13 protein-coding genes are annotated in these 15,517 nt (G+C 66.4%); 5 read left to right on the plus strand and 8 right to left on the minus strand.

Annotated features, from left to right (window positions below; genetic code table 11):
• Nucleotides 1–14 precede the first annotated feature (14 nt).
• Genes VF643_RS07960 through VF643_RS07975 form a run of 4 tightly spaced genes read right to left on the minus strand, consistent with a single transcriptional unit; the run spans nucleotide 15 to nucleotide 5,074 of the window.
• Nucleotides 15–1,574, minus strand: coding sequence for an alpha-N-arabinofuranosidase (locus VF643_RS07960; protein ID WP_331042849.1), 1,560 nt, complete (start codon nucleotides 1,572–1,574; stop codon nucleotides 15–17).
• Nucleotides 1,567–2,493 (minus strand): Gfo/Idh/MocA family oxidoreductase, encoded by a 927-nt coding sequence (locus VF643_RS07965; protein ID WP_331042850.1) that lies wholly within the window; start codon nucleotides 2,491–2,493, stop codon nucleotides 1,567–1,569. Before VF643_RS07965 ends, VF643_RS07960 begins: the two co-directional genes overlap by 8 nt.
• The gene (araD1, locus tag VF643_RS07970) at nucleotides 2,493–3,485 is read right to left on the minus strand and encodes an AraD1 family protein (RefSeq protein WP_331042851.1); all 993 of its coding nucleotides are present in this window, start codon (nucleotides 3,483–3,485) and stop codon (nucleotides 2,493–2,495) included. Before araD1 ends, VF643_RS07965 begins: the two co-directional genes overlap by 1 nt.
• Nucleotides 3,486–3,529: 44 nt before the next feature.
• On the minus strand, nucleotides 3,530–5,074 hold the full coding sequence (locus VF643_RS07975; protein ID WP_331042852.1) for an aldehyde dehydrogenase (NADP(+)): 1,545 nt from the start codon (nucleotides 5,072–5,074) through the stop codon (nucleotides 3,530–3,532).
• A gap of 133 nt (nucleotides 5,075–5,207) precedes the next feature.
• Between VF643_RS07975 and VF643_RS07980 the strand changes: the two genes are divergently transcribed.
• Nucleotides 5,208–5,945: a FadR/GntR family transcriptional regulator gene (locus VF643_RS07980; RefSeq protein WP_331042953.1), complete on the plus strand. Its 738-nt coding sequence runs from the start codon at nucleotides 5,208–5,210 to the stop codon at nucleotides 5,943–5,945.
• A gap of 427 nt (nucleotides 5,946–6,372) precedes the next feature.
• Here the strand turns inward: VF643_RS07980 and VF643_RS07985 are convergent, their stop codons facing one another.
• The gene (locus VF643_RS07985; RefSeq protein ID WP_414713821.1) at nucleotides 6,373–7,695 is read right to left on the minus strand and encodes a sugar MFS transporter; all 1,323 of its coding nucleotides are present in this window, start codon (nucleotides 7,693–7,695) and stop codon (nucleotides 6,373–6,375) included.
• Between the two features lie 182 nt (nucleotides 7,696–7,877).
• Here VF643_RS07985 and VF643_RS07990 point away from each other — a divergent pair, with 182 nt between their 5' ends.
• A complete protein-coding gene (locus VF643_RS07990; RefSeq protein WP_414713822.1) occupies nucleotides 7,878–8,981 on the plus strand; it encodes an aldose epimerase family protein in 1,104 nt (367 codons plus the stop codon).
• A 12-nt stretch (nucleotides 8,982–8,993) separates the two neighbouring features.
• Complete coding sequence (locus VF643_RS07995; protein WP_331042854.1) at nucleotides 8,994–10,796, plus strand: IlvD/Edd family dehydratase; 1,803 nt, start codon at nucleotides 8,994–8,996, stop codon at nucleotides 10,794–10,796.
• Here the strand turns inward: VF643_RS07995 and VF643_RS08000 are convergent.
• Both VF643_RS08000 and VF643_RS08005 read right to left on the minus strand, forming a co-directional pair.
• On the minus strand, nucleotides 10,776–11,096 hold the full coding sequence (locus tag VF643_RS08000) for a helix-turn-helix domain-containing protein (protein WP_331042855.1): 321 nt from the start codon (nucleotides 11,094–11,096) through the stop codon (nucleotides 10,776–10,778). The two genes, VF643_RS07995 and VF643_RS08000, sit on opposite strands and share 21 nt — an antisense overlap.
• Before the next feature lie 65 nt (nucleotides 11,097–11,161).
• Nucleotides 11,162–12,172, minus strand: a complete 1,011-nt coding sequence (locus VF643_RS08005) for a zinc-binding alcohol dehydrogenase family protein (RefSeq protein ID WP_331042856.1) — start codon at nucleotides 12,170–12,172, stop codon at nucleotides 11,162–11,164.
• A gap of 86 nt (nucleotides 12,173–12,258) precedes the next feature.
• On the opposite strand from VF643_RS08005, the gene VF643_RS08010 reads away from it, so the two are divergent.
• Nucleotides 12,259–13,098: an amidohydrolase family protein gene (locus VF643_RS08010; protein ID WP_331042857.1), complete on the plus strand. Its 840-nt coding sequence runs from the start codon at nucleotides 12,259–12,261 to the stop codon at nucleotides 13,096–13,098.
• Nucleotides 13,095–14,246, plus strand: a complete 1,152-nt coding sequence (locus tag VF643_RS08015; protein WP_331042858.1) for a mannitol dehydrogenase family protein — start codon at nucleotides 13,095–13,097, stop codon at nucleotides 14,244–14,246. Before VF643_RS08010 ends, VF643_RS08015 begins: the two co-directional genes overlap by 4 nt.
• On the opposite strand, the gene fucP is transcribed toward VF643_RS08015, so the two are convergent.
• Nucleotides 14,201–15,508, minus strand: coding sequence for an L-fucose:H+ symporter permease (gene fucP, locus VF643_RS08020; protein WP_331042859.1), 1,308 nt, complete (start codon nucleotides 15,506–15,508; stop codon nucleotides 14,201–14,203). The genes VF643_RS08015 and fucP overlap by 46 nt on opposite strands.
• Nucleotides 15,509–15,517 lie beyond the last annotated feature (9 nt).

Here is a 15,517-nt window from a genome sequence, read left to right on the forward strand (position 1 = left end):
GGACATATCAATGGTCAGGGCAGTGCGAGCATGACCACCGATTTGGGGGGCAGCGCCACGATGAGCCGGCCTCCCTCGATCCGTGCTCCGGTGAAACCCACGGGCACCACGGCGTTCGGCGCATCGAAGCTATTGAGCGCGGTCATCGCCGGCGCAGTCAGCACCTGGCCGGTCACCGTGCCCGCCCCTATGCCGGCCACTCCTGCGGTCACAGTCGTCGTTCGATTGGGGTCGAGATTGGCCAGCGCCACGCGCACGATACGATCCTTGCCGCGCACCGCCGACGCGCTGACCGCGGGCATGGTCCACCGGTCCTTGTTGTACCACGGCGACTTGACGTCGATCGGCAGAACCGTCCCGTCCATGTACGGCTTGTACATCGCGAAAACATGATAGGTGGGCGTCAGCACCATCTTGGCGCCGTCAGTCAGGATCATCGCCTGCAGTACGTTCACCATCTGCGCGATGGCGGTCATCTTCACCCGGTCAGCATGCCGCGCGAAGATGTTGAGGTTGACCGCGGCGACCATCGCATCGCGCAGCGTGTTCTGCTGGCGCAGGAAACCGGGATTGGTGCCCGGATCGCCCGCATACCAGGTGCCCCACTCGTCAATCGCCAGCCAGACCTTCTTCTGCGGATCGACCTTGTCCATCGCCGCGCTGTGGCGCGTGATGAGGTCGTCCATCTTCAGCGTCTCGGACAGCGTCTGCGCCCAGCCCGCCTCGTCGAAAACCGTGGCAGACGCGCGCGGCGGCCAGCCGCCGGGCACCGTGTAATAATGAAGCGACAGCGCATCGACCTGTCCGCCCGCCACGCGCATCATCGTCTCGGTCCAGGCGACATCCTCGCTATTGGCGCCGCTCGCGATCTTTAGGATCCGCGTGTTCGCGGGCGCCTTGATGAAGGTCGCGTAGCGGCGGGTGACGTCGGCGGCATATTCCGCGCGCATGTTGCCGCCGCATCCCCAAAGCTCGTTGCCGATGCCGAAATAGGGCACCGCCCACGGCGCCTTGCGGCCGTTGCGCGCGCGCTCATCGGCCAGGCTCCCCGCGGGTGCCGTCATATATTCGACCCACTCCGCCATTTCCTGCGGCGTGCCGTTGCCGACATTGCCCGAGACATAGGCTTCGGCGCCGAGCTGACCCGCCAGGTCCATGAATTCGTGGGTGCCGACCGTGTTCGGCTCGTTCACGCCGCCCCAGTGCGTGTTGATCTTTACCGGCCGCTTGGCCCGCGGCCCGACCCCCTCGCGCCAGTGATATTCGTCCGCGAAACACCCGCCGGGCCAGCGCACGACGGGCACCGCGATCCCGCGCAAGGCGGCCATTACGTCGTTGCGGAAACCGCGGGTGTTGGGGATCTTGGCATTCGGCCCGACCCACAGCCCGCCGTAGATGCCGGTGCCGAGATGCTCGGCGAATTGGGTGAAGATGCGCCGGTCATAGGTGGGGCCGGGGCGGTCAGCGTGGATCGTTATCTCGGTGGGACCGGCGGCGGGCGGCGGCGTTTGCGCCGATGCGACGCCCGCTGTCCCCAGGAGCAGCGCGGCTGCAAATGTCGCCAGCTTAATCATCGAAAGCCTCCACCGTCTCGCGCGTGCCGCGCAGGAATGCATCGGCCACCAACCGCATCGGATCGGTATCGACGTCGCTACGGCGCTCGCGGACCAGGGTCGCGAAATGCGCATAGAGGCCTGGATATTCCCGGTCATCGCTATGCTGCTCTCCGTCGGGCAGCGTCAGGACCGCGCCGCCCTTGGACAGTGCCAGCGTGCCCACATCGGTGTCGACGGTGATGTCCCAGCTTTGCGGCCCCGTCTGCCGCCAATCGAGATCCATCGTGATCGGAGCACCGACGGAGTCGCGAAATGCCAGATCGGCGGCGATCGGTGCGGCGCGATTGGCCGGGGTGGAGAGCGTTGCCGAGGCAAGGAAGAACGGCTGCGGCAGGATATGCGTCGCAATCGAGAGCGCGTTGATGCCGGGATCGAAGACGCCCAGCCCGCCCGGCTCCCATATCCACGCCTGGCCGGGATGCCAGACGCGCACGTCTTCGCGCCAGACGATCGCGGCGCGGACGATCCTTTTGTCCGCGAGCCACGCACGCGCCGGCGCGACTCCGGCGGCAAAACGCGAATGCCAGCTGGCGAACAACGTCACCCCGCTCGCCTCCGCCTGTGCGGTCAAGGCGGCGACTTCGGACAGCGTCGCGCCGGGCGGCTTTTCGAGGAATACGTGCCGCCCGCTCGCCAGCGCCTGCGCCGCCAGATCGTAGCGGACTTGCGGCGGCGTGCAGAGTGCGACCGCATCGACCCCCACATCGCTCGCCAGCAATGCATCGAGCGTCTTGAAGTGCGCTACGCCATCGACGCCAGGATGGTTAGGGCTGACCGTCGCGGCCAGCACGAAGTCGGTATCGCCTGCGATCGCGGGCAGATGCTGGTCGAGCGCGATCTTGCCGATGCCGACGATCGCGACGCGGATCGGCGCCATCACAATACCTGCATCGTCACGGGCGCACCATCCGCGCGGGCGAGCGGATTGCGCAGGGGCAGTGTGAACGGCGCGGCCTCGATCTCGAAAACGTCGCCCTCCTGCGTGCGAATACCATCGCTGAACGACAGGGTGGCGGTGCCGAAAAAATGGACGTGGATGTCACCGGGGCGGCGGAACAGGTCGTATTTGAAGTGATGCGCCTCCAGATTCGCGAGACTGTGCGACATGTTCGCCTCGCCGCTCAGAAACGGCTTCTCCCAAATCGTCGCGCCATCGCGAACGATCCGGCTGGCGCCCTCGACATGCTCGGGAACCGCGCCGACGAGCAACTCGGGGCCGAGCGACGCCTGGCGCAGCTTGGAATGCGCGAGCCACAGGTAATTGTGACGCTCGGTCACGTGGTCGCTGAATTCGTTGGCAAGGCAGACCCCGAGGCGGAACGGCGTACCATCGGGGCCGATCAGATAGATGCCCGCAAGCTCCGGCTCCTCGCCACCGTCCTGCGCGAACGCCGGCATGGTTAGCGGCGCACCGGGCGCGACCAGCCCCGAACCATCGCCCTTGTAGAACCATTCGGGCTGCTGCCCGGTCTCACCCACCGCCGGCTTGCCGCCCTGCACGCCTTCCAGAAACATCCGCATCGAATCGGTCTGAGTCGCGGCGGCGGCTGCGTCGCGGTGCATCTTGTCGCGCCCCTCCGCGGAGCCGAGGTGCGTCAGGCCGGTGCCGGTCATCGCCAGATGCGCAGGATCGTCATGGTCGATCGGCGACAGCAACCGCCCCGCCGCGAGTTCGGCGGCAATATCGACCACGTCGCCCGTGCCGCACGCCGCGACGGCCCCTGCCAGGTCCGATCCGTCCGCAATCGCCCGTGCGGCAAGCGCGCGGACGCTGTTCACGCCTCGCACGAACGCGGCGTCACGGTTAGAGGCTGCGATCACCGATCGCGTGCCATCAGGCTTGCGATGCTGCAACAGGCGCAGGGTCATTCGTCTCTCCTCTTCGCGTCCGCCTGTGACGGATCGCCCATGTTCTATGCGGTTACGCCGTCGATCAGACGGGGCACCGACGTCCCATCGCGCAGCACCTCCGGCAGCAGCGCCGCGCCGAGGTTCTGGTACGACACCGGCCGCAGGAAGCGGTCGATCGCCAGACTGCCGACCGAGGTGCTGCGTCCGTCCGACGTCGCTGGAAACGGGCCGCCGTGGACCATCGCATGGGCGACCTCGACCCCGGTCGGCCAGCCGTTCGCCAGGATACGGCCGGCCTTGCGCTCCAGCAGCGGGATCAGGCGCGCGGCGAGCGTCGTATCGCCCTCATCCATATGGATCGTCGCGGTCAGCTGACCCTCGCTCGCCGCCAGCACCGAACGCATCTCGGCCTCGTCCTTGCAGCGCACCAGCAGCGATGCGGCGCCGAACACCTCGTGGCCCAGTGCCTTGTCGGCCAGAAATTTCGCCGCGCTGGTCGCAAAGAAGGCGGCGCGGCCTTGCGCCACGCCCTGCCCGGCCTTGCCCATTGCAACCGTTTCGACAGCATCATTGGCCTGAAGCGCCGCGACACCCTGCTCGTAAGCGGCGTGGATACCGCCGGTCAGCATCGTCGCCGCATCGGCTTTCTCCAGCCCTTCCGCCGCCGCATGCACGAACGCATCCAGCCCGTCGCCCTCGATCGCGACGATCAAACCGGGATTGGTGCAGAACTGGCCCGCGCCCATCGTCAGCGAAGCGACAAAGGCCGTACCCAAGGCCGCGCCGCGCGCGCGCAACGCTTCGGGCAGCAACACGACGGGATTGACGCTCGACATCTCGGCGAAGACGGGGATCGGCACGTCGCGCGCCTGTGCCAGCCCGACCAGCGCCAGCCCGCCACCGCGCGAACCGGTAAAGCCGACCGCCGCGATCCGCGGATCCTGCACCAGTGCGGTGCCGAGATCGTTGCCAGGTCCGGTCAGATGCGAGAAGACGCCTGCGGGCAGCCCACACGCGGCCACCGCGGCCCGAATCGCGCCGGCGACCAGTTCGCCGGTCGCCGGATGGGCGGGGTGCCCTTTTACCACCACCGGACATCCGGCGGCCAAGGCCGAGGCCGTGTCTCCGCCTGCGGTGGAGAAGGCGAGCGGGAAGTTGGACGCGCCGAACACCGCGACCGGCCCGAGCGGGATCATCCGCAGCCGGAGATCGGGACGCGGCAGCGGCGCGCGATCGGGCAGCGCGGGATCGATCCGCACCCCCATCCAGCCGCCACGCCGTACGACGCCGGCGAAGAGCTTGAGCTGACCGACGGTGCGCCCGCGCTCGCCCTCGAGCCGGGCGCGCGGCAACCCACTCTCGCGCATCGCGGTCTCGATCAGCACGTCGCCTAGCGCCACGATCTCGGCCCCGATCCGCTCCAGGAAGGTTGCGCGGTCTTCCGAACTGGTTTCGCGATAAAGATCGAACGCGGCATCGGCAGCGGCGCAGGCAGCATCGACATCGGCCGGCCCATGCACGGCAAATTCGGCTCCGGCCGCTTCGCCGCTGTGGGCGTCGATCGAACGAAATTGGGTCCGGGGGGCTTCCATCGTGTCGGCAGGCATCGCACTCTCCTATCTTGTCTGACATAAAAGCCCGATAGCGGTTTGGCAATCGCCGGTTCCCTGGACCGGTGGCCACTGATAGGCGGGGGTTCGGGAGGCGATGGTTCGCATGGATGATGCAGGGTCCGCCACGATGATCGAGGCCGCCGGCAGCGACGGCGCGCGGGCGCCGCGGCGCACCGGGCGGCGGCTGCACGGGTCGATCGCGCACAAGCTGGGCATCGCGATCCTGTCGGGCGAATATGCGCCGGGCCATGTGCTGTCGGGCGAGGTCGCCTTCTCCGAAGCGCTCGACGTGTCGCGCAGCGCCTATCGCGAGGCGGTGCAGGTGCTGACCGCCAAGGGGCTGGTGGAGAGCCGGCCCAAGGCGGGCACCCGGGTGCTGCCGCGCAATCGCTGGAACCTGCTCGACCCGGACGTGCTCGCCTGGGCGTTTGCGGGCGAGCCCGACCTGCAATTCATCCGCAGCCTGTTCGAACTGCGCGCGATCGTCGAGCCTGCCGCCGCGGCGCTGGCCGCACAGCGCCGCGAGCGCAGCGACGTGAAGCTCATGAAGGACGCGCTCGCCGCGATGACCCGCCACACGCTGGCGACCGAGGCGGGACGCGCCGCCGACCGCGACTTCCACGACGCGATCCTGCGCGCGACCGGCAACGACGCCCTGGTGGTGTTGAGCGCCAGCATCGGTGCGGCGGTCAATTGGACGACCCAATTCAAGCAGCGCCAGCGCGCGCTTCCCCGCAATCCCATTCCGGACCACCGTCGCGTCCTCGACGCGATCGTCGCGGGCGATGCGGGCGGCGCCAGCGAAGCGATGCGGGTGCTGGTGGAACTGGCACTGGAGGATACGCGCGCAGCGATGGAGCGGTAGGCACGGTCCATCGGCCGCCACCTTCCCCATCGGCCAGACTTTGCGCCAAGCCTCCGCGCGCGAAAGGTCACTGGAAAGTCACATCCTACAGGGTGTGACACTCATCGGCGAGGGCGGCGCGTCGGGTCATGAACTCAGTTCCCTTCGCAGCATGAGAAAGCGAGATCCAACGCGCTTGGCCGCGACCATGATGCACGACCGCTGCGTTGTAGGACAGCGGAAACAAGGCGCTATCTAGCAGGCGCGCAGATCCGCAAACCGCTGCGATCCTGGCAGGGCCAGCCTCATTTCAGGGACACACGCCGTTCGCCGACCGGCGGGCATCTGGTGCGGCATCCGCAATTTTCTGGCATCGACATCTCGGCCATCATCTTGCTTGTGAAACCGCCGCCGCAGAACATTGCCGCGCCCGCTTTCGCTGCGAACGCTAGGCTGCGACCTCGACCACCGGTTCCGGCAGCGCATGCGTCGGCCGTGAACCCCAAAGCGCGTAGAAGAGGATGTACACTTCGCACACGACGGTCAGCAGGAACGACATCTGCAGCCCGTAGCGATCCGCCAGCCAGCCCTGCACGATCACGAGCGCGCCGCCGGCGATCGCCATGATGAGCAGGCCGGAACCCTCCTCGGTCAGCGGACCCAGGCCGCGGATGCCGAGCGTGAAGATCGTCGGGAACATGATTGAATGGAACAAGCCGACCGAGATCAGCGCCCACATCGCGACGCCGCCGGTGGTGAACGTGGCGACGAGCATGACGACGAAGGCGCCGATGCTGGCGGCGGCGAGCACCTTCTCGGCGGCAACCTTCTGCATGATAGCCGAACCCACGAACCGCCCGATCATCATGCCGCCCCAGAGGAACGTGAGGTAGCGGCCCGCCTGTTCATTGGTGACGTTGGCGATGTCGGGCTGGCTGACGAAGTTCACGAAGAGATTGGCGACGCCGATTTCCGCGATCAGGTAGATGAAGATCGCGGGGATGCCGAACACCAGGTTGCGGTGCTTCCAGAGCGAATGATGACGGCGTTCCTCCTTCGCCATCCGGCTCGTCGCCTGGCCCATCGCCGGCAGCGGGAAGCGGGCGATGACGATGGCCAGCACGACCAGCACGACCGCGACCAGCACATAGGGCAGGACGACCGACTGCGCATCGGCGAGGCGCTCCGCCTGGGTGAGCACCGTTCCGGCCTCCGACGTGCCGCCCTTAGACCGGCCGAGAATCAGATATGCGCCAAAGATCGGCGCCAACATCGTACCAGCCGAGTTCAACGCCTGGACGAGATTGAGCCGCGACGACGCGGTCTCCGGTGGGCCGACCACCGCGACATAGGGGTTGGCCGCGACCTGGAGCAGCGTAATTCCGCTGGCGATGACGAACAGCATGACCAGGGTCACGCCATAGGACGGCAGCGTGGCGGCGAGCACCATACCTGCGGCGCCCGCGGCCATCACCAGCAGCCCGGTCACCAGCGACTTCTGATAGCCGATCCGTTCGATCAGCTTGGCCGACGGGATGGAGGCGATGAAATACGCGATGAACCAGACGCTCTCGATCAGCGTGGTCTGCGTATAGTTCAGGTCGAAAACGCTGCGCAGGTGGGGCAGCAGCGTCCCGTTGATGACGGTGATAAACCCCCACATGAAGAACAGACTGGCCAGCAGGGTCAGCGCGGAACGGTAACTCTGCCCCGTCGCACCGGCCGTGGCTGCGCCGGTCGCCGGCGTCGTCGTATGTGGCGGCATGGCCATGGGTCACCCTCATCCTTTTGCAGCGTCCGTGTCGCGCTTTCGAAAAGCAGTGTACCGGACGGCTTGCCCTGATTTATATTGTCTGACTATATAGCCCCAGAAGGCCCGTCAACGGCTCGATCGAAGGGATTGGAACCGAAATGCGCATCCGAGGCAAGTCTGCTATGGCAATGGTGGCTACAATGACGGCTCTTGCAGCATCCGGCGCGCACGCGGCCGAGGCGAAGCGCGACACCGCGGGCACGCTGAAGGACGGTACCGTCGTCGAAGCGGTGACGCTCAGCAACGCCAATGGCGTCAGCGCGCGCGTCCTCACCTATGGTGCGACGCTGCAATCCTTGAAGGGCCCCGACCGCGACGGTCATATCGCGGACGTGACGCTCGGCTATGACGATCTCGCATCCTATGTCGATCGTCCGAATTACTTCGGCGTCACCGTCGGCCGCTATGCCAATCGCATCGGCGGCGGCCGCTTCGTGCTGGACGGCAAGACCTATCAACTGCCGCTCAACGACAAGACTAACTCGCTCCACGGCGGCGGCAAGGGCTTCGACAAGACCGTCTGGAAGATCGTCTCGGTGAAAAGCGGGCCGCAGGCGAGCGTGGTCTTCGGCCACCGCAGCCCCGATGGCGATTCGGGCTATCCGGGCAATCTCGACGTCACGGTCACCTATTCGCTCGACGAATCGGGCAGCCTGAAGATCGCGTTCGAGGCGAAGACCGACAAGCCGACGATCGTGAACATGACCAACCACGCGATCTTCAACCTGGGTGGAGAAGGATCGCCGCACGGCGCGATGGGCCACCGGCTGACGATCCCGGCAGGCGCGATTACCCCTGTCGATGCGACCCTGATCCCGACCGGGCAGTTGCAGCCGGTGGCGAACACCGTGTTCGACTTCCGCATCCCCCGCGTGATCGCCGATGGCATCCGCGACGGCCGCGACCAGCAGATGCGTTACGGCCAGGGCTACGACCACAATTTCGCGCTCGACAAGGGACAGACCGCCACGCCCGAGCTTGCCGCACGACTGGAAGACCCGGTGTCGGGCCGCGTGCTGGAAGTGTTGACGACCGAGCCTGGCGTCCAATTCTACACCGGCAATTTTCTCGACGGCACGTATGTCGGCAAGGGCGGGCACCTCTATCGCATGGGCGACGGCATCGCGCTGGAGCCGCAGAAATTCCCCGATGCGCCCAACAAGCCGGCATTCGTCTCCGCGCGCGTCGGTCCGGGCAAGCCATACCGGCACACCATGATATACCGCCTTTCCACCGCTCGCTGACGGAACGCTGCCATGACCGAGACCCCCCCCCGCGCAGAAAAGCTGCGCTCGCGCGCCTGGTTCGACAATCCCGACAATATCGACATGACCGCGCTCTATCTGGAGCGGTATCTGAATTTCGGGCTGAGCCTTGAAGAACTGCGGTCGGGCAAGCCGATCATCGGCATCGCGCAGACCGGCAGCGACCTCAGCCCCTGCAACCGCCACCACCTGGTGCTGGCGGAGCGGCTGCGCGAGGGCATCCGCGAGGCAGGGGGCATCGCGCTCGAATTCCCGGTCCATCCGATCCAGGAGACCGGCAAGCGCCCGACCGCGGGGCTCGACCGCAACCTGGCCTATCTGGCGCTGGTCGAGGTGCTCTACGGCTATCCGCTCGACGGCGTGGTGCTGACGATCGGCTGCGATAAGACGACGCCGGCGTGCCTGATGGCGGCGGCGACGGTGAACATCCCCGCGATCGCGCTGTCGGTCGGGCCGATGCTCAACGGCTGGCACAAGGGCGAGCGCACTGGATCGGGCACGATCGTGTGGAAGGCGCGCGAACTGCTCGCGACCGGCGCGATCGACGACGAAGGCTTCATCAAGCTGGTGGCGTCGTCGGCACCGTCGACCGGCTATTGCAACACGATGGGCACCGCGACGACCATGAATTCGCTCGCCGAGGCGCTCGGCATGCAGCTGCCCGGATCGGCGGCGATCCCAGCGCCGTACCGCGACCGGCAGGAGGTCGCTTATCACACCGGCAAGCGGATCGTCGACATGGTCGCGGAAGACCTGAAGCCTTCCGACATCCTGACGCGCGAGGCGTTTCTGAACGCGATCGTCGTCAATTCGGCGATCGGCGGATCGACCAACGCGCCGATCCACCTGGCCGCGATTGCGCGCCACACCGGGGTCGATCTGGCGATCGACGATTGGCAGACGCATGGGCACCACGTGCCGCTGATGGTCAACCTGCAACCCGCGGGCGAATATCTCGGCGAGGATTATTATCACGCCGGCGGTGTGCCCGCGGTGGTCGCCGAACTGATGAAGCAGGGCCTGATCCACGAAGACGCGATGACGGCGAACGGCAAGTCGATCGGCGACAATTGTCGCGACGCGGTGATCGAGGACGAGCGCGTAATCCGCCCCTTCGCGACGCCGTTGATCGAGGACGCCGGCTTCATCGTGCTGCGCGGCAATCTGTTCGACAGCGCGATCATGAAGACCAGCGTGATCAGCCCCGAATTCCGCCAGCGCTACCTGAGCAATCCCGCCGATCCCGAGGCGTTCGAGGGGCCGGCGGTCGTGTTCGACGGGCCGGAGGATTATCATCACCGCATCGACGATCCGTCGCTTGGCATCACCGATCGCACGCTGATGTTCATGCGCGGGGCCGGGCCGGTCGGTTATCCCGGCGCGGCCGAAGTCGTCAACATGCGCCCGCCGGCCTATCTGATCCGCGAGGGCATCCACGCGCTGCCGTGCATCGGTGACGGGCGACAGTCCGGCACGTCGGGCTCGCCCTCTATCCTGAACGCCAGTCCGGAGGCGGCCACGATGGGTGGCCTGGCGCTGATCCGTACCGGCGACCGGGTGCGCATCGACCTGGCCAAGGGCACCGCCGACGTACTGATCTCGGACGACGAACTCGCCGAACGCCGCCGCGTGCTGGCTGCGGCCGGCGGCTATGCCTATCCGGCTTCGCAAACGCCGTGGCAGGAAATCCAGCGCAGCACCGTAGGCCAGTTGCAGGATGGCGCGATTCTGGAGGGTGCGGAGAAATACCAGCGCATCGCGCAGACGATGGGCCTACCGCGCGACAATCACTGAGCGAAGCTTGCCGGGATCAGGCGGCCCGCGCCTTGCGCCTGCATATGCCAGGTCGAGCAGCTTGTAGGTGACGACCAGCCGGTCGGTGTGCTGAGCCTTACTGAGATAGCCGCGCCGTTCCATCACCACGACGATGCGGAACAGCTCGCTCAGTGAGCGGTTCAGCCGCGCCGCGATCTCGGTCATGGTCAATCCATCGGGCGCGTCCGCCAGCAATTCGATGACGTCGAATGCCTTGTCGAGGGCGGGCGCCGCATAGACGTTCTTGCGCTTGCCCGCGGATGCGGACTTCGTTTCCACGGCGCGTTCCATCACTCGGTTCGTAACCGGGCTGGTGGCGGTTTACAACGGGCGCGCCGGCGCGTTCAGAAGGTCGCGATCGCCTTCAGCACGCGGCCCTGTCCGGCAATCAGCTCGGGAACGTGGCGCGCGGCGTCGAGAGCCGGAAAGCTGTGGGTTTGGAGCGCGGCCGTGGGAACCGATCCGTCGGCGATACGCGCGATGACCTGTGCAAAGTCCGCATGCGTCGCATTGCGGCTGCCCAGCAGCGTCGTCTCGCGCTTGTGAAACTCCGGATCGGGAAAGACCAGATCGTCCTTGACCACGCTGACCAGCACGTAGCGCCCGCCGTGTGCGACATAGGACAGGCCGTGACACATCGCGTCGACATTGCCGGTGGCATCGAACACGCAGTCGAAATGCTCGCCACCGGTTCGATGCGCGAGCGTCGCGGCGGTTGCGGCGTCCACCGTCACCACATCGTCGATCCCGACCGCATCGCGCGCGTGCGCCAGCCGCTCGACGCTGGTATCGATCAGCGTCACGCGCGCACCCGCCATCCCGCAGAACAGCGCGACGGCGACGCCGATCGGTCCTGCGCCGCTCACGAGCACCGCTTCGCCTGGCATCAATGTGCCGCGCCCGACCGCGTGCGCGCCAACCGCCAGAAACTCCACCATCGCCGCCTGGTCGAGCGTCAGCCCGCCTGCGGGTACGACCGCATGCTCGGGCACGCTGAGATATTCGCACATGCCGCCATCGACATGCACGCCCAGCACCTGCACCGTCATGCAGCAATTCGGCTTGCCCTTGCGGCATGCGATACACGTCCCGCACGGCAGATAGGGATTGACCGTGACGACCAGGCCCGGCGTCAACCGGGAACCGGCATCCGCCTCAACCACTTCGCCTGCCAGTTCATGGCCCATTACCCTTGGATAGGTCAGGAACGGCTGACGCCCGGCATAGATGTGGAAATCGGTGCCGCACAGACCGATGCGTCGGATGCGCAGCATCACCTCGCCGGGGGCGCGATCGGGCATGGCGCGCGTGACGACGCTCAGCGCGAGCGGACGTTCGCAGACGACGGCCTTCATCCATCCCTCCTTGCGACCCCATGACATGCGGGATAAGTTCCGCCTATGAAACCGCTTTATCCCATGTGCAAGCCGGATGGCGGGGCATGAAGCGGATCGACGCGCACCAGCATTTCTGGCAGTACGATGCCCGCGCCTATTCCTGGATCAACCCTGCGAGTGTCCTGGCGGCAACTCACGAACCCGCGGACCTGAAGCCACTGATCGAGGCGGCAGGCATCGACGGCTGCATTGCCGTGCAGGCGCGTCAGGATGCTGCCGAGACCCGGTGGCTGATCGATCTCGCCGCCGCGCATCCGTGGATCGTCGGCGTGGTCGGCTGGGTCGATTTGCGCGCCGACGACATCGCGGAACGGCTGTCGGCAGCACCCGCCGGCGCCCCCATCGTGGGTTACCGGCACGTCGTTCAGGACGAGCAGGAGGACGATTTCCTGCTCACCCCCGCCTTCGTCCGTGGCGTGCGCGCGGTGCTGGCGCACGGATTGGCCTACGACATTCTCATAACCCCGCGCCAGGCGAGCCATGTCCGCCGCTTCGCCGAGATGGCCGGATACGGCAGGTTGATCCTCGACCACGGCGCGAAGCCCAACATCGCCGCAGGCGACTGGCAGCCGTGGGCCGCGTCCATCGCGGACATGGCGCAGGTGCCGACGATCTTCTGCAAGGTCTCGGGACTGGTGACCGAGGCGGATCACGCCGCCTGGACACCCGACGACATCGCTCGTTATCTCGATCACCTGCTCGGCTGTTTCGGCCCGGATCGGCTGATCTTCGGGTCGGACTGGCCGGTGTGCCGGCTCGCCGCCGACTATGTGCGCGTCCACGATCTGATCGCGGGCTTCGTCGCCCGACACTGTCCCGATCATGCCGGAGCGATCTTCGGCGGCAATGCCGAGCGCGCCTATGCGCTGGGATCCGCGTCGTGAGCGCACGCATCGTCCAGTTCGGCACCAGCCGTTTCCTGCAGGCGCATGTCGACCTTTTCGTCCACGAGGCGCGCGAGGACGGGCAGGATGCCGGGCCGATCACGGTCGTGAAGACCACCAGGTCGACCGAGCGGGCCGGCCGAGTCGCCGCCTTTGCCGCGGGCTATCCAGTGATCGTCCGCGGCATTGAGGACGGCCATGCGGTCGAGCGCCGGCTAATGGTCACCAGCGTCGATGCAGGATTGTCCGCCGTGGACGATTGGGAGGCGCTGGTCGCGGTCTTCGTGGGTCAGGCGGGATTCGTCGTGTCGAACACGGGCGACTCCGGCTATACGATCGACCCCGCCGACCGTCACTTGAGCCTGTTCGGCGCTGCCGGTGCGCCGCAGTCGTTCCCCGCGATCCTGCTCAAGCTGCTGTGGCTGCGTTGGCGGGACGGGGGCGCTCCGTTCACCATCCTCCCGTGCGAGTTGATCCACCGCAATGGCACCGCGCTCCGCGGGATAATCACGGGGTTGGCGCGTGAGGTGGGTGCGACGGCGGCGTTCGTGGATTGGTTAGGCGCGTGCATCTGGGCGGACACGCTTGTCGATCGGATCGTCTCGGCACCGATCGAGCCGATCGGCGCAGTCGCCGAACCCTATGCCTTGTGGGCGATCGGCGCGCAGCCCGGGCTCGTCCTGCCCTGGACGCATCCCGCAGTCGTGATGACCGACGATCTGGAACCCTATGAACGGCTCAAGCTGCACATCCTCAATCTAGGCCACACCGTCCTGGCGCAAAGCTGGCTGGACGATGGCGCGCGCGAAGGAATGACGGTGCGCGCGATGATGGCGGGCGAGGCGGGTGCGCGCATGGAGGCGCTGCTGCGCACAGAAGTGGTGCCCGGCTTCGCTGCCAAGGCATTGGGGGAGCAAGCCGACGCATATCTGGCGACCACGCTGGACCGCTTCCGCAATCCTCACCTCGACCATCTGCTCTGCGACATCGCGCAGCATCACGCGCAGAAGATCGAGCGCCGGATCGAAGCCTTTTTCGCGTGGACCGGCAACGTGACACCGCAACTCGCGGCGATCGTCGAGCGCAACCGCGTGTCCTCCGATCAGGATGGAACGGATCGGGTCACTCCCGCAACGCTCCGGGCATAGAGGGCGACGATCGCGAAACACGCCAGCGGTGATAGCAGCGCGAGGCGCAGGCTCCCCGCATAATGATCGACCGCCCCCATCATCGGCGGAAACACTGCGCCGCCGATGATCGCCATGATGATGAGCGACGATCCGAGCGATGCCGCAGGACCGAGATCTTTCACCCCCAGCGCGAATATCGTCGGGAACATGATAGACATGAAGAAGCCCGTCAGGATCAGCGCACCGATCGCGATTTCGCCCGGTGCCAGGATAGCTGCCGCACACAACGCCATGTTGGCGATGGCATAGAGCCCCAGCAGCCGGGTGCCGCTCCAACGCTGCATCAGCGCGACGCCCACGAAACGCCCCGCCATGAACAGTATCAGGCTGGCGGAAAGCAGATAGGCGGCGGTGCGTTCGGGAGTTTCCGGGCGGATGTCCTTGATGAAGTCGACGAAAAAGCTCCAGATGCCGACCTGTGCGCCGACGTAGAAGAATTGCGCGATCACTGCGCCGCGTAGTGCCGGGATGCGCAACAGCCGCGTCAACCCGACTGGCTGCTCCCCGGCCTTGGCATCCGTGACCGCGACGCTCGGCAATTTGGTCACGGCGATGGCGATGGCGATCACGATGACGACCGCCGCCAGCACGAGATAAGGTGCCTGCACCATTCGCGCCTCGGCCAGGCGATACGCTTCCAGCTTGGTGACCGACATGCCCGCGACGGCTGCGGTGGAATGTTCGACGCCCGAGAAGATGAACATCCCGCCGAGGATCGGCGCGAGGAACCCGCCGAAGCCGTTGAACGCCTGCGCCAGGTTCAGCCGCTGCGACGCGCGCGCCGGATCACCGAATGCGACGATATAGGGGTTGGCCGCCGTCTCCAGAAACGCTGCGCCCGAGGCGAGGACGAACAGCGCGGCTAGGAACGCACCATAAGCGCGCATCTCGGCAGCGGGATAGAACATCAGCGCTCCGGCCGCATACAGCCCTAGCCCCGCGAGGATGCCCGCCCTGTAGCCGAAGCGCCGCATCAGCAATCCGGCGGGCAGCGCGACCAGGAAATAGCCCAGATAGAAGACGAACTGGATGAAACCCGCCTGGGCGCGGTTGAGATCGAGCGCCTTCTGGAATTGCCGGATCAGAATGTCGTTGAAATTGTTCGCGATGGCCCAGAGGAAGAACAGGCTGGTGACCAGCGCAAATCCCAGCATGTAGCCGCGCGTTATGAACGCTCCCGACCGGTCGGCGTGCGTGGTGTGGGGCATGACCCTCTGCATGATCCGCTC

The sequence above is a fragment of the Sphingomonas sp. genome, assembly GCF_036387595.1.
Classification (GTDB): domain Bacteria; phylum Pseudomonadota; class Alphaproteobacteria; order Sphingomonadales; family Sphingomonadaceae; genus Sphingomonas.